Below are 23,728 nucleotides of genomic sequence, written 5' to 3'. Positions count from 1 at the left end.
AGAATATAAACGAGGATATCGCTAAAGCCTTACTAGCAAAAAAAGAACGGATTTATTGAACAGAAACAAACCAATATGAAGAGTGAGGTTGCTCATTACGTAACCTCACCATTGTCACAGTAACAATTTATTGTTTTATCGTATTCATTTGTAATAACTTCGCCTCAATGATATTCACTTGCCATTGATTAACATGCTGATTTTTTGCAAGAGTAAATGCTTTTTGATAATAATCTACAGCCAATTTTTGATTGCCAGCCTTCTCATATTCTGCGGCTATCGCCTTGATATATTCGATTGAGTGGCTAAAATCTGTTTCTCTACTCAATAAAAGCGCAATACCTGCTTGAGTCGAATCAAAATGCCCTCGATAACTCGCCAACATCATCACAAAAGCCGATTCTGAGCTCGGCAGATCTTGTTTCACTTTTTGCATAAAAGCCTCAATATCAGCCTGTTTTTCATTCCGATAAAAATAACGAATAGCCGCCCTAACGCTAGAAGTGGGGATAGCCTGTTTGATATTAAATAAGGCTAATAAGGGTTTATAATGTGCAACAATATCATCAGCTGAGTGAATGTTATTCAGTACTTTTTCCTGAATAAACCAGCCATTGAAAAGATGTTTAAGGCTATTTCGAAGACTCACCAATGCCACCGAAACATGATTTTCATTTGGGTAATGAGTAAATTGCCACTTAATATGCTTCGGCTGTAGATCATCTAACACATCAAGCAGGCCATATTGCCCCATGCGAGTCTCGTCACCCAAAGATAAATATAAAGATACTGGCTCATGTTGGCTTTTGGCGAACACTTTTTTCGCCCGCTGAACAAACGCATAATCATTTAACCAAACAGATGGGCTCGATGATAAATAACTGTTGAAATGATCAGGTGATTCAAGTAATGCATTCAAGACAAAAAGCCCCCCGATAGAATGACCAAATAATATCGCATTATCAGCAATGCGGTAATGTTTGGCCATATAAGGCATAAGCTCTTCATTGATATGAGCTAAAAACTCTGACGCTTTGCCTTTATCTTTCTCTTTTCGAGGGGCACTTAAACCCTGAGGCGTCATATATTGTCGATATTTGTCTGTCCCTTTATCCGCCACCCCCACGACAATAAGATCGGGAATGAGTTGTCCTTTATTGGCTAACAAATCTAACATCCCCGAGACCCCATGAAACAAATAGTCCCCATCTAAAAGATAGAGAACGGGGTAATCTGTGGTTTCATCAGCATGATAATTTTCAGGTAACAGCACCTGAAATTGACGTTCCTCATTAAGCAATAATGAGTCAAAAATGATTCTTTCACCTAAAGTAATCTGGGCAGAGAACGCCCACGAAGAAAAACATAACACAACCAAACATAAGCACCTTGCTATTGATTTTATCATAATCCATTTCTACTTATTTTAGAACCAACCTTGATCCTATATGCGTTTTATGCCCATTTCATCTAATTAAAACAGGGCATTACCATAAAGGAACATACCAGCTCAACTCAAAAAATAACAGAAATTAAAAATAAACGACCAACAACAATCTTGAGCAATAAATTCAATACGCATTGGCAAGGATAGGAATCCCTTTCTCTAAAACCTCAATGCACATTGAAGAGTATTTTGGATCGAAACTGGGTGAATCAAGCTCAAAATTAATACTTCTAATGACATTATTACGATTGGTTAATACCGAAAATTGACATTGTTGGAACGAATCAAGCTTGACCTTATTCAAACTGGGCTTAATGACACTTTCTAGTTGATTATCACTCTGTTTAAGCCCTTGAGTAAATGACCATACATACTCACGATCACCGTTATACTCAACCCGTTCATCTTGAGGCTTTCCAATATCACTCATTAAATCATGTATCGACTGGCCTTGATAAGCTTGATTCTCAGTACGTTCTGTTAATACTTTATTCGCGCAAGCCGATAACAGAAGTAAGGTCAACATCATCACAGGAGCCTTTAAGTATACTTTCATATTACCGCCTTAATCTAACTTGAAACATTCATTCTACCACTCCTCTAAGCCCCATTCTATCAGCATTATCTCATTTTTTTGTTCATATAACCTTCACCTCAATAAAACTTGGCTAAACTTAAGATGATCATTTAAATAAGGGCAGCACCTTTGACCCCAAAAACCATCCAATCACGTTCAACGTTTGCAGTCATACTCATTCTCGCCCCCTTAATTTTTAGTTTTGCCTTAGCATTAGATATTTATGTCCCAAGCATTCCAGCCATTAAAGCGTACTTTAATGCCAGTCAATTAACAGTACAGTTAACCGTTAGTCTTTTTTTATTAATGGCAGGTTTAGGCCAATTATTAATGGGACCATTAAGCGACCAATTTGGCAGGCTTCGAATTATTTTCTCCAGTATTACTATCTTTACGATAGGATCTATCATTTGTACGCTTTCAACGAATATTAACATGCTGATTATGGGTCGCATCGTGCAGGCAATAGGCGCTTGTGGCATGATGGTATCGGCGTTTGCCATTGTCAGAGATCTTTTTTCAGGTGATGATTGTGCAAAAGTCTATAGCTTTTTAAATTCAACCATAGCCCTATCCCCCATCCTTGCCCCCATCATCGGTGGCTATATTGAACATTGGTTTAATTGGCGTATCACCTTTGCGGCGCTGGCTAGTATTAGTTTGATGATTTTACTGTCGGTGAGTATCACACTGAATGAAACCTTACCAATGACAAAACGAACAACAATGTCCACCGGTTTATTGAAAACTTATGCCCACATTTTTAGCAACCAAACGTTTTTCATCTTTACTATGTGCGCTTCATGCGGGTTTGCAGGGTTTTTAACCTTTTTTTCTTCTTCTTCCTACATCATTATTTCTCTACTGCACATCACACCGGATCATTTTGGATTTTATTTCGCCTCTCTAGGCATTGTGTTTTTCATCGGTAGCTTTATCAGTGGCTTTGCCGCTAAAAAAATAGGGACCTTTAATACGGTATTTTTAGGGGCCATTCTCATGACACTCAGTGGCCTGTTGATGATTGGATGGTATCTTTATTTTGGCTTAAGCCTGTTTGGTTTTATGGGGCCCATGATGCTAATGGGCCTAGGCGGAGCCATGTTATTGGGCGCTGGGGCCGGCGGCGCTATTGAACCTTTCGGCGAAATGGCTGGTACAGCCTCAGCGCTATTTGGCTGCTGCGAATTTGTGTTTGCCTTTCTGATCTCTACATTTGTATTACAATGGAAGGTCACTTCAACACTCCCTTTAGGCCTAACGCTGATAATATTAGGCTGCCTAGCAACTGCCTTGTGTTTAATGTACCGAAAAATAAAACCCACCAATAACTTGGCTTGAAGGTTGACATAAAAAACGACCACTACTGATCAACTTTATTGTTTTATTTGGCACAAAGATAGGGACTTGAACCCTACATAATCGTGCTATAAAACCATGCCGTTTTCATTTTTATCCCAGATACAATAAAGGCAACCTTAACAGGTTGCCTTTATTGTTTTATTTTGCACAGAGATAGGGATTGAACCCTACATAGTCGCGCTACAAAACCATTCCATACCCACTGGACTATTAAGTTGTAGACACAAGAAAGCCCATCATTGCTGATGGGCTTTCTTGTTTTATTTGGCGGAGAGATAGGGATTTGAACCCTAGATGGGCTACAAACCCATGCCGGTTTTCAAGACCGGTGCATTCGACCACTCTGCCATCTCTCCAGTGGCGAGAATAATATATCGACCTGTTCTCATTGTAAACTGCTATCTCTCTTTAAATGAGTTAAGTGCTGAGATAAGCAACAAAGCGATCGAAGTTTCCCCAGCACACTTTTATTAGCATAATCAATCAACGGATTGACTTACAGTCACTCTCCCCTTAACTAGCTAGCCCTATAATAAAGTCAACCATCTCTTTTAAAAAAGAGATGAATTCATCAAGCACTGAAAAAGATATGCTACTATCCCATTATCATCTCTTTATATTGCTAAGTGTTCGCCTTTATGAACTCAACGGTTATTCCAACTACAGCCTTATCACCCCAATTTTCCATCCCGAAGATTGCAGAGCATACCACTCAAATACAAGACAATCAGAATAAAGCCTTCCTACAAAATGAAGGCAATCCGCCTCAGGCTGATGCAAAAAGTGCACTATTATTAGGTCAAGAGCGAACAATCGATGCCTTTACATTATTAGCAAAAATACCCCAGCAACATATGTACATCGCAGATAGTGAAGGAATAAGTCGGTTGCCTTTCATCACAGCCTTAGTCAAAAACATTCACCCAGTAAATACACGTTTTTGCTATTTAGCTGGCAATATTAAACGTACTGATTTGATTGGCAAACCAAGCCACTTACCGTCTCCTCCCCAACATGTTCCTCAAGGTGGTGCTCTAAGCCAATATGACTATGTGTTTATATGTGCTGAATCGCTATTAAAACAAGAGCGTCTTTGGGATCTTATGATGCACATTTTATGCGAAAGGGAATATAGAATCAGCCAATCCGCCGCTCCAATCCCGTTAACAGCCAATATTGTTCTCATTGGCAGTTCATCACTTTATAGCCATGCTTGGGTAGAAGAACGACTCTTTTCAACCCATTTTCCACTACTTGGCGAACTGACTCATGAAATCGACCGCAGCCAGTACAGTGAAAGCGATTATCTTAATTGGCTCATTGCCGTTGCCAGCACCCAAAATGTAACACTTTCACAATCGAGCCTTAAGCCTTTGTTCAATTACGCATCGAAAATGGCTGATCACCAGCAAAGGTTCACTTTACTTTCTACTTTTATCGCACAAGTGTTAGCTCAAGCAAAAGCATACAGCCAAACTGACACTATCAAGGATGTCGATATCGAAAGGGCTACTCATCAATTCAATCAACGCCACAATGCCTCTGCCCAACTCTCAGCACAAAATTTTGATGATAAGTTTATTAATGTGTCCACTGACACACAACTGATCGGTCAAATAAATGGACTCACGGTACTCGACACTGTCGAATATCGTTATGGAGAACCCGCCCGCATTACGGCATCCGTGCATTATGGTGATGGTGAGGTTGCTGATATTGAAAGAAAATCTGAACTTGGTGGCAATATTCATGCAAAAGGAATGATGATCCTATCTGCTTGCCTATACCGTATTTTTGGCCGCGATGCCCCACTTCACCTCAATGCAAATATTGTCTTTGAACAATCTTACCAAGAGATTGATGGTGACAGCGCCTCACTGGCAGAATATTGCTGCCTCATTTCAGCCATCAGTGAACAAGCTATCCATCAAGGTATCGCGGCAACCGGCGCAATTGATCAATTTGGCAATGTACAAGCCATTGGTGGCGTTAATGAAAAAATCGAAGGCTTCTTTGATTTATGTGAAAGACGTGGCCTCACTGGACAGCAAGGTGTGATTATACCCACCGCAAATTGTCAGCAGCTCAATTTAAAGCCCGCTATCATTAAAGCTGTTGAGCAACAACAATTTCGCATATATCAAGTAGAGCACATTGATGAAGCCGTTGAACTGCTAATGAAAAAATCAGCAGGAAAAGCCAATGCAGACCATCACTTCCCTGAAGATTCGTTGTATGGTCTAGTACAGGCTAGGTTAGATCGTTTAGCGGGTTATCCCGAGGAAGAAAAAACACTCTTGAGCAAATTCCTTGAAAAAATCCGTTTTTTCTAGCTGATCGGAGTTGTTTAGCTTACACGTGTTCGCTAATCTAAGCGCTCAAATTGCTGGAGTAAAAAATACAATGGGTAACGCAAACAATTTCGATAAAGCAGATCTTATTGCTTCTGGTTTAGGAGAGTTATTTGAAGCCAACTCTCCTCGTCTTCCTAAAGACAATATGCTAATGATCGACCGTATAACAAAAATTAATGGTGATGGTGGTGAATTTGGTAAGGGAGAAATTGTTGCTGAGTTAGATATCAATCCCGATCTATGGTTTTTTGATTGTCATTTTGCGGGGGATCCTGTCATGCCTGGCTGCCTTGGACTCGATGCCATGTGGCAGCTGGTTGGCTTTTTCCTAAGCTGGGAAGGAGCGCTAGGAAAAGGTCGAGCACTTGGTGTAGGTGAAGTGAAATTTACCGGACAAGTCTTACCTACAGCGAAAAAAGTCACTTATAAGCTCACTATCAAACGTAAAGTATATCGTAAGCTTGTGATGGGCATTGCCGATGCGACAATGGAAGTAGACGGCCGTGAAATTTATTCGGCCAAGGATCTGAAAGTGGGCGTATTCACGGATACCTCAGATTTCTAATCACTGATCTCTAATTAAACACAAAGTAGCCCTGCTTAAAAGCGTTTATTACGCTCACAAGCCGACAAAATAAAATCCCTTCATTACATGAATGAAGGGATTTTTTGTTCACGACGAATATATCCATGATGCATAAAAAAGAGCGGATATTGCTGTCCGCTCTTCATACTCTCATTAATCAATCAGTGATATTAAACACTATAACGGCGTCTAAACCATAATATGGGTAAAAACAACAACCAAGCAAAACTGGCTGCCCCTTCACGGGTATAGTTTTCATTGCCAGAACTCACAGTACAAGCCGTACCACCTGATACAGGCTTTAGCACTACCATACGAGATACCGCAGAGGTCACAGGGCCACCATTACCTGCCTTCTCAATATTCGGTAAGCCGTTAGCACCAATCACCACGCTGCCATTACTGGTTGAGTAGACAGGCTTTTGCACCATAGCCATTCCCACTATCACACCATTGTCATTAATACTATTGGTTTGAACAATATCAATATCTTCATCATAAGTGAATACTTCACCAGTACCACTTGTCACCGTAACTTGTTTACGGCTCCAATTGCCTGCTGTATCTTGTTGATAACCTTTCGACTCGCAGGTCAATAAATCATTGACATCATTGAACTCCTGCGCATTCATGTTATACAGGAAGCCGGATTTAGGACGATTAGTCGACGTATTGCTGTCTTTTGACTCAATCCAGCCCACGACTTGATTATTAATATTGATGTCATAGGCTTCGCTGCTTAAGTCTGAGGTACTGCTGTAAAAATCATTCGGTGTCACAACAGAGCCACCGGATTGTGTATCATAATAGAAGAACTTACTGCGAAGGTAACTGTTAATGTATTTAGTGTAACTGCCCACTACTATGCCGTTATCGTTAATCCCTTTCGCAATGGATGTTGTGGTACTGCTGCCCGTATCTATCCAGTTATAGGCATAAGTCCCATCACCGTTTGGCGTCCAATATGCTGCGTCATAATATAAGCTACTGCCATTATTGCGATACACATAAGAGCGCCCCGCCACCACATCACTATTATTAATGGCTAAGCCTTGCGCATCGTATACCGTTGTGCCTGATTCTGTGGCACCAAGGGGTAACTGAGTGGCCGTAACAGCACTCGTTGTAGAATCATATTGCCACACATAAGCCCGCAATTGATAATCAATATTACCACTATATTGTTCATTTTGAATGCAAGCATCAAGTGCTGCACTCCCCGTGATACAAGCATCGACATAACCTTGACTGGTACTGCTTAAACCGGTGCTCGCATAACCTGTGACGATACTATTAGTATTCACCCCCGCGCCGACTGACCAGCCCCCCAAGGTCACAGTCACACTATCACCATTACTGTCCGTACCTGTATAATCTGTATAAGGTGGCACTAATTCAATTTCAGTATTTGTGCTCTCTTGTACAAAGCCCCGCAGTTCATAATCACGATAATAATAAGTCGTTCCCGTAGAACTGTCCGTTTGCTCTGGCGCTGTCATAGCCCCCGTTCGTAAGTCGCTATCATTTAACCCATAATAGTAACTATCAACCGTATTTTCACCACCATCAGGATAGACGGGCGTGACTTGCCCATTAACGCTCACAAAGTTGGGCGTCCATGCAGTATTGGCATCATTAAGATCACTGGTAAAAATAAACTGACTGGCCACCATGGCGGTGGTATTTGACATTTTATAAGCATTACCACTGCTGTCTGTTGAGCTACCGCTGCTGTCTAATGGAGTCACTGTACTGGACTCTGACGGTGCAATGGCATCCGCCAAGCTCACACCATTTGATGCAGCTTTAGCAATATTGGTGGCTGTACCGAGAGAAAAGTCGTTATTGTTTATCACCATGCCAAAGCCTTTTTGCGTGGCTGACAAGGTGCCGGTTAATCTTGGGTTCGTATCGCTACTATTGTAGACTTCATCTAAATTCACGACTTCATAGACATCCGCTGCAGTCGCGCTTTGTAACACACCAAATACCCCAAGGGCCACTAACGATAAGGCACTGTTTACTGTAAACGTCATTGTTATTTCCTATTATTATTTTAAGCTTACTTCATCGACTCAAGCGTTTCCCATCGCTCAAAGCAAACTTCCAATTGTTGTTCTTTATCCGCTAATAAGGCGAGCTTCTTATTAACGATATCTTGTGATTGTTCATAAAATGCTGGCGCGGCGATTTCATTGGTCAAAGTATCAATGTCTTCCTCAAGGGTTTCCATAGTTGCCGGCAGCATTTCAAGCTCTCGTTGCAATTTATAGGACAATTTTTTCTCAACTTTTTCAACCGAGGTCTTGTCTTTTTTCACTTGCTTAATATTGCTTTGTTCAACAGGTGCTTGGACAGCCTTTTCGTTAGCAGGTTCCTCAGAATAAAATTTAGCACCTTGGCGCACCGCATCCTGATAGCCCCCCACATACTCACTCCAGTGTCCATTACCGGTAAACCACCAGCTACTGGTTACCGTATTATCGATAAACTCCCTATCATGGCTAACAATGAGCAAGGTCCCTTTATAATCGGTTAACAAAGATTCTAATAACTCAAGGGTCTCAATATCCAAATCATTGGTAGGCTCATCGAGAATAATTAAGTTCGCAGGCTTTAATAATAATCGTGCCAATAATAAACGATTTTTCTCACCCCCCGATAAGGCTTTTACTGGCGTTCTGGCGCGCATTGGCGAAAACAAAAAATCTTGAAGATAACTTAAAATATGCCTATCTTGACCGTTAATAGTGACGGTTTTTTTGCCTTCTCCCACATTGTCTTCAACGGTTTTTTCCGGATCAAGCGCTTCACGATATTGATCAAAGTACGCGATATCAAGCTTAGTGCCGACTTTCACTTCACCACATTGTGGCTCAAGCTGCCCAATTAATAATTTAATTAAGGTCGACTTGCCGCAACCATTGGGGCCAATCAAGGCGATTCTGTCACCGCGCATCACCGCACTGGTAAAGTTTTTAACTAAGTTTTTCTCAGGAATATTATATTCTAAGTTCTCAATATCAAACACAAGCTTACCGGAACGCTCTGTATCCGATACGGCCATTTTAGCGCCACCTTGACGATTAATGCGTTCACTGCGCTCTGTTCGAAGTGCTTTTAACGCGCGCACTCGGCCTTCATTGCGAGTCCGTCTCGCCTTAACACCTTGACGGATCCACGCCTCTTCTTCAGCCAGTTTTTTATCAAAATGGGCATTTTGCTCCATTTCCACCCTGAGCCACTCTGCTTTACCTTCTAAATACTGTTGGTAATTTCCAGGCCAAGACGTCACCACACCACGATCAAGATCCACAATGCGCGTCGACATACGCGAGATAAATCCCCGATCGTGGCTAATAAAGACAATTGCACCTTTATAGCCGAGTAGAAATGTTTCTAACCATTCAATGGTATCAATATCTAAATGGTTAGTAGGCTCATCCAAGAGTAATAAATCCGGTTCGCTCACTAAAGCGCGAGCCAAAGCGACTTTACGTTGCCAACCACCAGATAACGCATTCAATGCTTTATCAGGATCAAGGCCTAAACGTTCACAATTTTGCTGAATACGGCTATCAAGCAACCAACCATTACTGTGATCTAACTCTTCTTGCAAACGCTGCATTTGATTCAGCATGCGCTCCATATCATCAGGGGAGGCATGAGCGACATCGTGGGATAACTGATGATAACGTTCTAATTTTTCCCCCACCGCTTTTAGTCCACCTGCGATGTAAGAATACACAGTGCCTTCTTCTGCCTTTGGCGGATCTTGTTGCAGGCGGCTCACTTTGACATCATTGGTAATATTGAATTCACCATCATCAAGCTGTGCATCTTTTGATAACACTTTCAATAATGTAGACTTACCCGCACCATTACGCCCAACAATACAGACTCTCTCTCCAGCTTCAATGGTAAAATCAGCATTAAGCAAGAGTGGCGTATAACCGTACGCTAACGAACCATTATTAATACGAACCAGACTCAAACGACACCCCTAATCAATTCTTGTATTTCGACTTGCGTAAAAGGCCAAGCAATTTCCTGACCCGTCTTAACCTGCTTTAATACGGGAATAGAGATCCCATATTGCTTGACTAAACTCTCATCATCACAAATATCTTGATGATGCACACTTAACTGAAAATCTGCCACTAACACCTCGGCTAGCTCACACAAATGACACCCCTCAGTGCCGTAAAGCACATAATCACCCTTTTGCATGTTTAATCAGCCAAGTATTATGAATGTGTGGATTACGTTTATAATCTAATGGCAATGTCTTGTCATCAATATTTTGCACATGGATGTTAGCCGCACTCAGCACCGCTTTATCTAACTTAAACTTGCGCTTATTATTTGAAAAAATGATCTCACCTTCTGGATTTAATAATCGCATCAAATTCACCAGCATATTGGCGTGATCGCGCTGAACATCAAAAGAATCTTCCATGCGCTTTGAATTTGAGAATGTCGGTGGATCGATGAAAATTAAATCAAAGGTTTGATGACACGTTTTTATCCAGTGCAGGCAATTCGCTTGTACAAACTCATACTGCTTACCGGCAAGGTTATTAAGCTCAAAATTATCTTTAGCCCAATTTAGATAGGTATTAGACATATCCACCGTTGTCACCGATTTGGCACCGCCTAATGCCGCATGCACAGAGGCAGACCCCGTATAGGCAAACAGATTCAGTACATCGCGCCCAGATGATTTTTGCCCAACCAGCTTACGGGTTAAACGATGATCTAAAAATAAACCTGTATCTAAATACCCTTTAAGATTTAACTTAAACTTAGCGCCATATTCCTGTGTAATACGCTCTAATGTTTCATCTTCTCTTTTTTGATACTGGTTACTGCCTTTTTGACGCTCACGGGTCTTAAGCACAATATGCTCCGGACTAATATCCAATGCACTCGGCAAAGACAGTAACACATCGGTAATACGGCGCTTAGTCACAGATTCAGGTATTTCAGCAGGTGCTGAATATTCTTGTACTATGACATGATCTAAATAACGGTCAATGGCCACATTATATTCCGGAATATCGCCATCATATAAACGGTAACTGTCCACCCCTTCTTTTTTTGCCCACTTTTCTAATTGCTTCACATTTTTCTTTAAACGATTTACAAAAGGCTGCGCTGCTTCACTCGGCGCGCCTAACTGTTTGATGTTCGCAGGATCCACTCGGCGAGTGCTATTCGCATGCAAAGTATAAAGGTTAAAGGCACATTCGAGTTGACCATTAAACATTTTCATCTGTTTATCGGCTTTTAACTTCAGGCAAGACAATAACTCAGTATCGCTATTCACGATTCCGACCTGCCACCCCCCAAATTCCGCTTTCAACTTATCACCCAATTGATAATACAATTGCAGTAACTCAGTGGTATTGCCTAAACGTTCCCCATAAGGCGGGTTGCTGATTAAATATCCTGTTTCAGCAGGCACACTAACATTAAGCGCATTAATGACTTTAAAGTCAATTAACTCAAACACTCCCGCCGCATCGGCATTGCCTTTTGCCAAGGCAATCATGCGTGAATCAATATCCGAGCCATAAAACTGTATATCACAACGTGTTTTACCTAATGATGCGCGAGCTTTGGCTTCTTCTAACAAAGCATCCCACCCTTTTACATCATGACGTAGCCAATGCTCAAAGCCAAATGATTTGCGCTGCAAACCAGGTGCAATATCACACGCCATCATCGCAGCTTCAATCAACAAGGTGCCACTACCACAAAAAGGATCAAACAAGGTTTGTGGATTTTTTTGCCACCCACTACGCACTAACATATTGGCGGCTAAATTCTCTTTTAAGGGCGCTTCACCCACATTGGTTCGATAACCCCGTTGATGCAATGCTGGGCCCGAAAAATTAAGGCCTAAAGTAATTTCATTTCGCCGGTAGTGGGCATCGATTCTAAAATCAGCATCGACACGGGATACATCTGGGCGTGCGCTGCCATCATCACGAAAGCGATCCACCACCGCATCTTTTATTTTAAGTGCACCAAACTGGGTATTGTTAATGAATCCACCCAACCCATGAAAATCAATACTAAAGGTACTTTTATTCGAGAAATGGGTCTGCCAATCCACACAGTAAGCCGCATTGTAAAGCTGTTCGGGGCTCTCACAGGGCCCTTTGTAGATCACTAAAATAATCCGACTTGCTAGCCGACACCACAAGGTAATGCGATAAGCTAGATCGAGAGGTGCAGAGAAATACACCCCCGCAACACTCTCTTTAATATTTGTCGCACCAAGCTCTGCCAGCTCTAAAGAAAGTGCATATTCATAGCCTCGAGGGGCCGCAGCAAAAAAATTCAACATGGGTATAATCAGATCACAAGAAAAATCAATGCCACATTATACCTTTTCAACACCATAAAAGAATCAAAGAATCAAAGAATCTCCTCTTCAATAAGAAGCAGCCTTCACTTGCATCGACAATAAAAGGGATCCCTTGATCACCTTCTGATTAAATTCACTCAATATAAAGGGTTTCTATCCCATCAAACGCATCACACTATCAAAAACAAATGTCATACCAATCCAAGCGAGGTAACAACCAGCAACACCCGTCACGAGTCGAATGGTCACGGCATTCACAATCCGCTTCCCCCCTTCTAGCATACCGGCCAAAATCACATCCCAAAGCAAAATCCCGATAAATAGATATGACACATTCAAAAGAATACTGGTGTTATCCGTCCCCCAACTAAATTCGCCACTGGTAAAAATAGTTAACCAAAAAGCCAAAGCAAAAGGATTCATAATCGAAATACCAAAACCCACTTGCACTCCATTAGATAAACTTTCAACCTGATTTGCTTTCCCTGCGTCAGTATCATCATGATTATCTTGATTCAACATTTCACGATACTTAATCGCTTTTATGATGTTTTTGATTCCAATATAAAGCAGTAATGCACCACCGAATAAAGACAACACCCCCAACAATAACGTATTACTCGCTATCTTTGACATACCGTAAAAAGCAGCAACAATAAATACGATATCCCCTAACGCTGCTCCAAATTTTACTTTAAAAGCTGGCATAAAGCCGCCAATCAACCCGCGTCTAATTGCTTCTGCCGATACTGGCCCGATAGGGGCAGAAAAGGACAAACCAAGTAAAATCATTGATACCATATTGACAACCATTAACTGAAAAACAATAAATAAAGGCTATCATTATATTCATTAAATTATATTCACAAATAATTTATGTATTGGATATTAATGCAGTACTTTAGAGTAACAACGTTAAAATCGCGATGACAAGAAAGATAATGTCGTATTAATTCATCACACAATCGATATTATTGGCACACCTTCTTTCCCTATACTCATTATTTATCTCAATCAAAAAACAAATTAAATACCTTTAATTATCAGTAGTTTTTAACAAATATTTATTGTTAACAATTGAATTACGAAGCTATCAATAACAAACTTAAAGCAATAAAATCAATATATTACAAATTATCAACGAACGTAATATAAAATAACTAAAAGGTAATTTTACTACTGATTAATATATAAATAGAGAATAAGACACATCAAGTACATCAATTTGTCATACTAGTTCAGTCTAAAATGCTATAAGTGCAATTATTCTAACCTAATGTTTAACAAACAAACACATTACAGTTTAAAGCAGAGCCTGTTACTTTTTCAGTAAATAAAAGACAATTGCGACTTTGATATTAACGACTAACTGGATATGACTTCAAGGATCTTATTAAACAATACGTAAGGTGTCGCTTCACATTATGATGACGTCCAGTTGCAAAATATCCTCTCGATTTGCTCTATAAAGGAAAACGAGCGAATGAAATGATATGTCGATTCACATCATCACCACATATTTTTTAGGTGATAAAAACGGTACTCAAAAGCAGTAATGTCATTACCATACAAACCGGTATGGCGTCAAAACAGCCGAACAACATATTAGTGATCGGCCATTTTATCAAAAAGCAAATTAATCTTGCTCTTCCGTCCTATATTTATCCGCCGTCTCTTTCAATATGGGCTGTAATTCCCCTTTTTGATACATTTCAGTCAAAATGTCACAACCGCCAATCAACTCACCTTCAACCCATAGCTGAGGAAATGTCGGCCAATTGGCATATTTAGGTAATTCAGAACGAATATCAGGATGTTGAAGAATATCCACATACGCAAATTGCTCATTACAATTAATCATGATCTGAGCAACTTGAGATGAAAAACCACAGCTCGGTAACTTAGGCGACCCTTTCATATATAAAATAATTGGGTTTTCAGAAAGTTGCTGTTTAATTTTATCTACTGTTTCCATTTTTTTATTCCTAAGCTGGTAAAACATAACCTATGTCTAGCAACTATTGTACGTCAGGTTACACCAGAACAAAAACCTACTTTTTAAAAGGGTATTGACAAAAACAAATCAAGGATAAATATTTTTAAAATATTTCACAAAGAAAGAGACACTCACCCCTTTTATTGGGTAAAATGATTAACAGTGAGCAAGACATATAAACATAAACTTAGAGTTAATGGAGAAAGCTAATGGCTTTTGAACTACCAGCATTACCATACGCAAACGACGCCCTTGAGCCACACATCTCTCAAGAAACTATCGAGTTTCATTACGGTAAACATCACAAAACCTATGTGGTTAAGCTAAACGGTTTGATCGAAGGCACTGAGCTGGAAAGCAAATCACTTGAAGACATCATTAAAACCTCATCTGGCGGTATTTTTAACAATGCAGCTCAGATCTGGAACCACACTTTCTACTGGAATGGTTTAGCCCCCAATGCTGGTGGCGCTGCAACAGGCGAAATTGCCAACGCCATTGAAAAAAGCTTTGGTTCATTTGATGCCTTTAAAGCACAATTCACCGATTCTGCTGTAAACAATTTCGGCAGTGCTTGGACTTGGTTAGTCAAAAAAGCCGACGGTTCATTAGCCATTGTTAATACTAGCAATGCAGCAACACCATTAACAGATGAAGGCGTGACACCTCTACTTACCGTTGATGTGTGGGAACATGCTTATTATATCGATTACCGCAATGTTCGCCCTGATTATCTGGCACACTTCTGGGAATTAGTAAACTGGGAGTTTGTTAACCAGAACTTTGCTGCGTAATATCATTTTTTATTATTGATAAGCAGGTATCAGTGATATCTGCTTTTTAACCACTTACCGTCCCCCTAACCCTCAACCATTACCTCCCACAAACAAATGCAACTGTTGCAATCGCAACTATTTGTTGTTGTTTTTATTGAGATTTACATACCAAGTCCCCTTTTTAGGTCTAAAATTAATAATAGTGGGCCAAATCATTCAAACCACTATCATTATATTTTGGCGTATCAGGGGGGGAGTGCACTATGGGTATCTTTGAACATTACCAGCAACGCTATGAAAAAAAACTCGATGAAGAGTATTCATTAGAAGAATTCTTAACTCTTTGTAAAAAAGATAAAACCACCTACGTTTCTGCAGCTGAGCGTTTATTACTCGCTATCGGAGAGCCAGAACAAATTGACACGGCTAAAGATCCGATTCTTAGTCGAATATTTTCTAACCGATTAATCTCCAAATACCCCGCATTCAATGAATTCTATGGCATGGAAGACGCCATAGAGCAAATAGTGGCTTACCTTAAGCATTCAGCCCAAGGACTAGAAGAGTCAAAACAAATTCTCTATTTATTGGGGCCAGTTGGCGGAGGGAAGTCATCTTTAGCAGAAAAGCTCAAAGCCTTAATGCAAAATATTCCCATTTATGTCTTAAGTGCTGATGGAGTAAGAAGTCCTGTCAATGATCACCCTTTTTGCCTTTTTAATCCTGAAGAAGATGGCAAATTAATCGAGAAAGAATACCAAATACCCCAACGTTACTTAAAATCCATCATGTCACCTTGGGCAGTCAAACGACTCCATGAATTCGGTGGGGACATAGCTAAATTCAAAGTCATTAAAGTCTACCCTTCCATTTTAGATCAAATTGCCATAGCCAAAACAGAGCCTGGAGATGAGAATAACCAAGATATCTCTTCTCTAGTGGGAAAGGTTGATATCAGACAGTTAGAACACTTTGCTCAAAATGACGCCGATGCTTATTCCTATTCAGGCGCATTATGCCGTGCCAATCAAGGTATTATGGAATTTGTGGAAATGTTTAAAGCTCCAATAAAGGTGCTACATCCTTTACTCACAGCCACTCAAGAAGGCAACTATAACGGCACAGAGGGACTGTCCGCACTGCCTTATAACGGGATAATTCTTGCCCACTCAAATGAATCTGAGTGGTCGACTTTTAGAAATAATAAAACCAATGAAGCTTTTCTTGACCGCGTTTACATTGTTAAAGTCCCGTATTGTCTTCGCGTAACCAAAGAAATCCAGATTTATGAAAAGCTGATCAGTAACTCTGAACTCCATCAGGCTCCTTGTGCCCCTGGCACATTAGAAACCTTGGCACAATTTAGTGTCTTATCTCGCATTCTGCCACCAGAAAACTCATCTCTTTTCTCTAAAATGCGCGTATATGACGGGGAAAGCTTAAAAGATACCGATCCTAAAGCAAAGTCCTATCAGGAATATCGCGACTATGCAGGCGTCGATGAAGGAATGTCAGGTTTATCGACCCGTTTCGCCTTTAAAATCCTCTCTAGGGTCTTTAACTTCGATAATACCGAAATTGCCGCTAACCCCGTTCACTTATTTTATGTATTAGAACGGCAAATTGAACAAGAGCAGTTCCCTGCTGATGTTGCAGAGCGCTATCTTGAATTCTTAAAAGGTTATCTCATTCCTAAATATGTCGAATTTATTGGTAAAGAAATCCAAACAGCTTACCTCGAATCTTATTCTGAATACGGACAAAATATTTTTGATCGCTATGTCGTGTATGCCGATTTTTGGATCCAAGATCAAGAGTATCGAGACCCAGATACAGGACAATTATTCGACCGTGCTGCCTTAAATGCAGAACTCGAAAAAATTGAAAAACCAGCAGGGATAAGTAACCCCAAAGATTTCCGCAATGAGATTGTCAATTTTGTACTCAGAGCAAGAGCCAACAATGATGGTATGAACCCCATTTGGACCAGTTATGAAAAACTGAGGACGGTAATAGAAAAGAAAATGTTTTCTAATACTGAGGATTTACTACCTGTTATCTCTTTCAATACTAAGACCTCCAATGACGATCAAAGAAAACACGATGACTTTGTTAACCGAATGATGGAAAAAGGCTATACAAAAAAACAAGTCAGGCTCTTATCTGAATGGTATTTAAGAGTGCGTAAGTCTTCTTAACTGAGTGGTGAGACGAGATCAATTGATCTCGTCGTTTTGGAGGTCCATATGGCTAATTTTATTGATAGACGCTTAAATGCTAAAGGTAAAAGCACCGTTAATCGTCAACGATTTATTCATCGCTATAAAAAACAGATTAAACAGGCAGTCAGTGATGCCGTCACCCGTCGCAGTGTCACCGATGTAGATAAAGGAGAAGAAGTCAGTATTCCAACCCGTGATATTAATGAACCTTCTTTTCATCAAGGCCAAGGGGGAATAAGAGAAAGAGTCCATCCAGGTAACGATCAATTTATGCGGGGCGATAAAATAGATCGTCCTCCCTCAGGTGAAGGAGGTGGCTCGGGTCCAGGGGATGCCTCTGATAGCGGTGAAGGCCAAGATGATTTCATTTTTCAAATATCAAAAGATGAGTACCTAGAACTGCTATTTGAAGATTTAGAACTGCCCAACTTACAAAAAAACCAGCTCAATAAATTAGTCGAATATCAAATTGTTCGTGCCGGATTTACCAATGATGGTGTCCCCGCGAATATCAATATTGTCCGCTCTTTACGTTCATCTCTGGCTAGACGCATTGCCTTATCTGCCTCAAAAAGAGCAGAGCTTAAAAAATTAGAAGATGAATTAAGGCAACTAGAAGATACACCCGGTGCTGAAGCTGAAAAAATCATCACACTAAGAGCTGAAATTAAAACCTTAAAAGACAAGATTGCCAAAGTCCCTTTTATTGATACTTTCGATCTACGATTCAATAATTTCATCAAAAAAGAAATCCCTTCAAGTCAAGCTGTCATGTTTTGTTTAATGGATGTCTCAGGTTCAATGGATCAAGCCACAAAAGATATTGCTAAGCGCTTCTACATACTTTTATATCTATTTTTAACAAGAACCTATAAAAACCTCGAAGTCGTGTATATTAGGCACCATACCCAAGCCAAAGAAGTCGATGAACAAGAGTTTTTCTATTCTCAAGAAACAGGAGGAACCATAGTTTCAAGTGCACTAAAACTCATGCATGAAATTCAACAAAAACGATACCCTGAAACTGAATGGAATATCTACGCAGCACAAGCATCTGACGGTGATAATTGGGCTGATGACTCTCCTCAATGCCATAAGCTATTGGAAAAAAATATTTTACCTCTCGTTCGTTATTTTAGTTATATTGAAATTACCAATAGAGCTCACCAGACACTCTGGCGAGAATATGAAAACTTGCAAAAATCATTTTCCAACATTGCCGTTCAACATATTAAACACGCTGACGATATCTATCCTGTTTTTAGAGAATTATTCAAGAAACAATCGGTTTAGGGGGCATTATGGGGAAAAAAACGATTCGAACACCACTAAATGATGGACCAGACTGGACCTTTGATTTACTACAAGACTATTTAATAGAGATTGAACGTGTTGCGGCGCATTACAAGTTAGAGAGTTACCCTAATCAAATTGAAGTGATCACCGCTGAACAAATGATGGATGCTTATGCTGGCATAGGTATGCCGATAGGTTATACTCACTGGTCTTTCGGAAAACGTTTTATTCAAACAGAGCAAGGTTATAAACGTGGGCAGATGGGACTAGCCTACGAAATTGTTATCAACTCCAATCCCTGCATTGCATACCTTATGGAAGAAAATACCATCACGATGCAAGCCCTTGTCATGGCCCATGCCAGTTTTGGCCATAATAGCTTTTTCAAAAATAATTACTTATTTAAAACATGGACAGATGCAAGTTCTATTATTGATTACCTTGTCTTTGCTCGTAACTATATTAGTGAATGTGAAGAAGTTCACGGGATAGAAGCCGTAGAAAGTATTATCGACTCTTGCCATGCTCTAATGAATTACGGTGTCGATCGATACAAACGCCCCAGTGAAATATCCTTCAAAGAAGAACAACTCAGACAAAAAGAACGTGAAGCCTATCTACAAAGCCAAGTTAATGATCTTTGGCGAACCATCCCCACCCCCAAAGCAACGATAGCTGAAACAAAAGAACCTAACTTCCCCTCAGAGCCTCAGGAAAATATTCTTTATTTTATTGAAAAGAATGCGCCTCTACTCAAACCTTGGCAACGCGAGATCGTGCGTATAGTGCGCAAGATGGGGCAATATTTTTATCCGCAAAAACAAACACAAGTCATGAATGAAGGTTGGGCAACGTTTTGGCACTACACCATTCTCAACCACCTCTACGATGAAGGAAAAGTGACCGAGCGTTTTATGCTTGAATTTTTACAAAACCACACTAATGTCGTAACACAACCCGCCTATAATAGTCCTTACTATAACGGTATTAATCCTTATGCTCTTGGTTTTAATATGTTTGTTGATCTAAGGCGTATTTGTGAATCCCCTACTGAAGAGGATAAACACTGGTTTCCCGATATCGCTGGGACACCTTGGTTAGACACCTTGCACTTCGCAATGGAAAATTTCAAAGATGAAAGCTTCATTAGCCAATACCTTTCACCTAACATCATACGGCAATTTAAACTCTTCTCTATTCTTGATGACAATAGCAAGGATCATTTATCAGTGTCAGCGATTCATGATAAACAAGGCTACCAAGATATTCGGCAAATGTTATCCCAGCAATACAACTTATCCAATTTAGAACCCAACATCCAAGTTCAAAATGTTGCCATTTCAGGCGATCGTTCCCTCACACTCAGGTATATTCCTACCCATCAAATTCCACTCGACGACAGTTGTCACGAAGTCGTTAAACATTTACACGAACTGTGGGGATTTAACGTAAAAATCGAACAAGAAAATGAACAAGGAGATATTGTTTTACTCGCAGCTTGCCCAGAGAAAGTTTCTCATTAGACATAAAAAAAGCGCCTTTCAGGCGCTTTTTTCGCTTATTAAAATTTAAGCGAATTTGAAATCAACATGCTCAATAAGAGGCTTAAACGCATGACGTTGCATATCTTGAACACGTACTTTCGTGTCTTTACCATCAATAGTTAATGTCAGCTCTGAAGTGTAGAAATCTTCATTAGCTTGAATGTTAATGATATCTTTGTGATCAAAAACAATAGAAATCGCTTCTTTACCTGGTCCATAAACAACAGCAGGAACTTTATCTGCATGACGTAGGCGGCGGCTCGAACCTTTCCCTAATTCAGTACGGATTTGTGCAACAATAGTATAAGACATAATTTACTCACTAAAATTAAAAAATAAAAGGCATTTTTTTCGACCAAAAATACCCTGCTTTAAAGCGAAGCGCATCCTACCACAAAAGCGACAAACCAACAAACACTTTATTCTAATCCATGTATAGGCAAACAAAACAATAAAAACAGGGCTCTAGTGAGCCCTGTTTGAAGATTTATTCCCTCACCAATGCCTTACTGGGCCGGTATCAATATGCACGAACCCTGACTTAGGATAATATCCCACGCCACCCAGCTTCAATGACATAGCCGCTTCTCTGACATCGGCCAATTTTACACTCGGTAAAGCAAGGTCAAGCGCCATTCCTTTCATATGATAACTGTGCTTCGCCACACCACTGCTTCTTCTTGCTAACATTGCATTCGTTTTCGGTGAGCGATAACCAGAAATAATATGAATTTCTTCTTTCACATTAAGTGCATTTTGAAGTTTAAAGGCATAATCAAACAAACGCTTATCCATCGGAATGGTCTCGTTTTGCCTGAAATCCCGTAGTATTTGATTAAACTCAGTTAAAATATTAGTTTGATAATCCCCATCAACCCAGTAACTTCCTTGTTCACGCTCCCCTGTATGGCGATTATAAAAACTCAAGGTTCTCACGCCTTTTGTGGACCGACTAGCATTGGCTTTTTTTGGTAATACCGAAAACGCAGCAGCGCCTCCGAGCCCTAACAATAACTGTCTTCGAGCAGAACATACAACAGACACTGAATCCCCACTGAACAATAAATAAACAACAGAGGAGAAGCTACCCTTTAATTGGTCACAAAGCAAGCAATATGGTTGTTATTTAACATTTCCCTTGCTAAGTTGTTGAATAAGGTTAGTGAGCCACTGAAAGTAATTGCGCTTTTTGCTGGTTATAAATATCAGCTCGGTGTTGCACTTTCCCCTTTTTATCTAGCCAAGATGTCCAATAAACAAGATGCACAGGCAAGGATGACTTGAGAGAAAACCAACGACTTTCTTCTCGTTTCACTTGCATTCGTTGCCATGTTTTTTTATCGTTCACTAAATTCTCTGCCATCCAGTCAGCCAAAAATTTGACCTTTTCAACACGAATACATCCTGATGATAATGCTCTATTAGCTTTGTTAAATAAGTTAGGTGTCACTGTATCATGTAAATAAATACTGAAGTCATTTGGAAAATAAAACTTATAACGCCCTAAGGTATTTTTTTCCCCTGGTTTTTGTACTAAACGATATGGAAAAGCGCCTTTAGCAATATCACTCCATTGAGAGGGAGTGCGAAACAATCGTTGCCCATCTCTATCATACACTTCATAATTTCCTTGATTAATATACAAGCCATTGCGTCTAATTTTAGGCAATAAATCACGGTACATTATACGCTTGGGAACTCGCCAACTAGGATTAATAATGACATTTGTTATTGCACTGCTGAGTAAAGGTGTTTGACGTGAAGGCTTACCGACAATCACACGGGAATCTAACTTTATTTCACCATTATCAACAAGTAACATGTCAAAGCCCGGAATATTAATCACAATAAATTGCGGCTCTCGATTAGCCAAGAAAGTATGCTTCTTAACGTAATTTTCAGCCAACATTCTCGCTCTATCTCGAGGTTTCACATTTAACCAACGCAAAGTTGCAGGACCAATAACACCATCGGTTTCTAAACCATGACGTTGTTGAAATATTTTCACCGCCCCAACCAGTTGTTCGGTATAATCACTGCCTATCATACTAGAGTCCATCAAATCCCCTAATAACCATAATCTCAACCCAATTTGATTGAGAACAGGATCCTTATCTCCTTCCTTAATCAGTCGAGTCAAAGATAACAGCGGCCAAGAATAAGAGTCTTCTAGCCATGTAAAATGCTTAATATTATTCGTTAGAAACAAAAAGTCATCAAGCTGAGGTTCCAGCCCAACGGCCCGTTGGTAAACATCAGCTTCTAATCTAAAATATGGATCTTTCAAAGGGATCGCTTTACCTTCCCAATAACTCGATACTTCAGATTCAATACTGTTTCTCAATGCGCTGTGATAAGTCAGATCTTTGTTTTCAACAAGCAAGTAATAATCATAGAAGGCGCTATCTGGATCAACAAAGGATAGGAATAACAAGTGATCGGCGATTAATTGACGGCTTAATTTCTCACGCTCTTGAGCAAACAATGAAATTGAAGAAAGATAAACAACAAGACAACATATTAAAGCACTTCGCTTAAACATCACATTATCACCATCAATCGAGACTAAAGGGCTACTACTTAAGTATGGCGAAAATTAAACGACTGTTTGTGACAAAATGTAGAGGTGACTCATTATACCCAAAAATAACCTTCAATATTCTCCTACAGATCTAAACCAATCTTTCAATGGAGATTTATGTGATCAGTTGAATATATTTATCTATCTTAGCTAATAATGCCTCTTTTTTGAAAGGCTTGGCCGTATAATCATTCATACCGCAATCAAAACAGTGCTGGATATCTTCATCTAATACGCTCGCCGTTAGCGCTATGATCGCTACAGGATTAATTTCTTTGTCTTTCTCATATGCCCTGATCTCCTCTGTTGCACGAAAACCATCTTTAATGGGCATCATACAGTCCATTAAAATAACCGAGTATTGCTCACCCGAACACACTTTATCCACGGCTTCTTGGCCATTATTTGCAATATCATAATCATAGCCTCCTTTTTTCAAAAGCATCGTCGCCACTTTTTGATTAACAAGGTTATCTTCTACGACTAAAATAAGTGGCTTATAAATATTTTTATTTGCCAGATCCACCTTCTCGATATTATCTGTATTATCTGTATTATCTGTATTATCTGTATTATCTGTATTATCTGTATTATCTGTATTATCTGTATTA

Annotated in this window: 19 protein-coding genes and 1 tRNA gene; 7 read left to right on the top strand and 13 right to left on the bottom strand. The window is 39.9% G+C overall.

Features of this window, described 5'->3' with window-relative positions; genetic code table 11:
- Nucleotides 1-127: 127 nt before the first annotated feature.
- Both Q0779_RS19950 and Q0779_RS19945 read right to left on the bottom strand, forming a co-directional pair.
- Nucleotides 128-1,372, bottom strand: coding sequence for an alpha/beta hydrolase-fold protein (locus Q0779_RS19950; RefSeq protein WP_298775408.1), 1,245 nt, complete (start codon nt 1,370-1,372; stop codon nt 128-130).
- Between the two features lie 199 nt (nt 1,373-1,571).
- Nucleotides 1,572-2,003: a hypothetical protein gene (locus Q0779_RS19945; RefSeq protein WP_298775391.1), complete on the bottom strand. Its 432-nt coding sequence runs from the start codon at nt 2,001-2,003 to the stop codon at nt 1,572-1,574.
- Nucleotides 2,004-2,153: 150 nt separating this feature from the next.
- Here Q0779_RS19945 and Q0779_RS19940 point away from each other — a divergent pair, with 150 nt between their 5' ends.
- Entirely contained in the window at nt 2,154-3,365 is a 1,212-nt protein-coding gene (locus Q0779_RS19940; RefSeq protein ID WP_298775389.1) for a multidrug effflux MFS transporter, read from the top strand.
- A gap of 286 nt (nt 3,366-3,651) precedes the next feature.
- Here the strand turns inward: Q0779_RS19940 and Q0779_RS19935 are convergent.
- Nucleotides 3,652-3,742, bottom strand: a tRNA-Ser gene (locus Q0779_RS19935).
- Between the two features lie 282 nt (nt 3,743-4,024).
- Here Q0779_RS19935 and Q0779_RS19930 point away from each other — a divergent pair.
- Both Q0779_RS19930 and fabA read left to right on the top strand, forming a co-directional pair.
- A complete protein-coding gene (locus Q0779_RS19930; protein WP_298775386.1) occupies nt 4,025-5,719 on the top strand; it encodes a S16 family serine protease in 1,695 nt (564 codons plus the stop codon).
- 70 nt (nt 5,720-5,789) lie between these two features.
- Nucleotides 5,790-6,305, top strand: coding sequence for a bifunctional 3-hydroxydecanoyl-ACP dehydratase/trans-2-decenoyl-ACP isomerase (gene fabA / locus Q0779_RS19925; RefSeq protein ID WP_298775383.1), 516 nt, complete (start codon nt 5,790-5,792; stop codon nt 6,303-6,305).
- Nucleotides 6,306-6,496: 191 nt separating this feature from the next.
- Here fabA and Q0779_RS19920 read toward each other — a convergent pair whose 3' ends face one another.
- The 6 genes from Q0779_RS19920 to Q0779_RS19895 form a co-directional block, all read right to left on the bottom strand.
- Nucleotides 6,497-8,362: a DUF3466 family protein gene (locus Q0779_RS19920; RefSeq protein WP_298775380.1), complete on the bottom strand. Its 1,866-nt coding sequence runs from the start codon at nt 8,360-8,362 to the stop codon at nt 6,497-6,499.
- A gap of 26 nt (nt 8,363-8,388) precedes the next feature.
- On the bottom strand, nt 8,389-10,320 hold the full coding sequence (locus Q0779_RS19915; RefSeq protein WP_298775379.1) for an ABC transporter ATP-binding protein: 1,932 nt from the start codon (nt 10,318-10,320) through the stop codon (nt 8,389-8,391).
- Nucleotides 10,317-10,556 carry a glutaredoxin family protein gene (locus tag Q0779_RS19910; protein ID WP_298775378.1) on the bottom strand — a complete coding sequence of 80 codons (240 nt, stop codon included), beginning with the start codon at nt 10,554-10,556 and terminating at the stop codon, nt 10,317-10,319. Before Q0779_RS19910 ends, Q0779_RS19915 begins: the two co-directional genes overlap by 4 nt.
- A complete protein-coding gene (rlmKL, locus tag Q0779_RS19905) occupies nt 10,543-12,681 on the bottom strand; it encodes a bifunctional 23S rRNA (guanine(2069)-N(7))-methyltransferase RlmK/23S rRNA (guanine(2445)-N(2))-methyltransferase RlmL (protein ID WP_298775377.1) in 2,139 nt (712 codons plus the stop codon). The genes Q0779_RS19910 and rlmKL overlap by 14 nt, the downstream gene beginning before the upstream one ends.
- A gap of 174 nt (nt 12,682-12,855) precedes the next feature.
- Nucleotides 12,856-13,503 carry a LysE family transporter gene (locus Q0779_RS19900; RefSeq protein ID WP_298775376.1) on the bottom strand — a complete coding sequence of 216 codons (648 nt, stop codon included), beginning with the start codon at nt 13,501-13,503 and terminating at the stop codon, nt 12,856-12,858.
- Between the two features lie 835 nt (nt 13,504-14,338).
- The gene (locus Q0779_RS19895) at nt 14,339-14,677 is read right to left on the bottom strand and encodes a Grx4 family monothiol glutaredoxin (protein ID WP_298775374.1); all 339 of its coding nucleotides are present in this window, start codon (nt 14,675-14,677) and stop codon (nt 14,339-14,341) included.
- A 230-nt stretch (nt 14,678-14,907) separates the two neighbouring features.
- Between Q0779_RS19895 and sodB the strand changes: the two genes are divergently transcribed.
- The 4 genes from sodB (at nt 14,908) to Q0779_RS19875 (ending at nt 20,515) form a co-directional block, all read left to right on the top strand.
- Nucleotides 14,908-15,492: a superoxide dismutase [Fe] gene (gene sodB / locus Q0779_RS19890; RefSeq protein WP_298775373.1), complete on the top strand. Its 585-nt coding sequence runs from the start codon at nt 14,908-14,910 to the stop codon at nt 15,490-15,492.
- A gap of 245 nt (nt 15,493-15,737) precedes the next feature.
- Entirely contained in the window at nt 15,738-17,672 is a 1,935-nt protein-coding gene (locus tag Q0779_RS19885; protein ID WP_298775372.1) for a PrkA family serine protein kinase, read from the top strand.
- A gap of 48 nt (nt 17,673-17,720) precedes the next feature.
- A complete protein-coding gene (locus Q0779_RS19880; RefSeq protein ID WP_298775371.1) occupies nt 17,721-18,989 on the top strand; it encodes a YeaH/YhbH family protein in 1,269 nt (422 codons plus the stop codon).
- Nucleotides 18,990-18,997: 8 nt separating this feature from the next.
- A complete protein-coding gene (locus Q0779_RS19875; protein WP_298775369.1) occupies nt 18,998-20,515 on the top strand; it encodes a SpoVR family protein in 1,518 nt (505 codons plus the stop codon).
- Between the two features lie 45 nt (nt 20,516-20,560).
- Here Q0779_RS19875 and rplY read toward each other — a convergent pair whose 3' ends face one another.
- The 4 genes from rplY to Q0779_RS19855 all read right to left on the bottom strand — a co-directional run.
- Complete coding sequence (rplY, locus tag Q0779_RS19870) at nt 20,561-20,848, bottom strand: 50S ribosomal protein L25 (protein WP_298775368.1); 288 nt, start codon at nt 20,846-20,848, stop codon at nt 20,561-20,563.
- A gap of 183 nt (nt 20,849-21,031) precedes the next feature.
- Nucleotides 21,032-21,580 (bottom strand): DUF882 domain-containing protein, encoded by a 549-nt coding sequence (locus Q0779_RS19865; RefSeq protein ID WP_298775366.1) that lies wholly within the window; start codon nt 21,578-21,580, stop codon nt 21,032-21,034.
- A gap of 115 nt (nt 21,581-21,695) precedes the next feature.
- Nucleotides 21,696-23,078: a L,D-transpeptidase family protein gene (locus Q0779_RS19860; RefSeq protein ID WP_298775364.1), complete on the bottom strand. Its 1,383-nt coding sequence runs from the start codon at nt 23,076-23,078 to the stop codon at nt 21,696-21,698.
- Between the two features lie 154 nt (nt 23,079-23,232).
- Nucleotides 23,233-23,728: response regulator (locus tag Q0779_RS19855; protein ID WP_298775361.1), on the bottom strand; the 496-nt coding region annotated here is incomplete at its 5' end.

This window comes from uncultured Shewanella sp. (genome assembly GCF_947491715.1).
GTDB lineage: Bacteria > Pseudomonadota > Gammaproteobacteria > Enterobacterales > Shewanellaceae > Shewanella.
The sequence above is the reverse complement of the archived record's forward strand: the minus strand, read 5'-3'. Positions and strand labels throughout refer to the sequence as shown.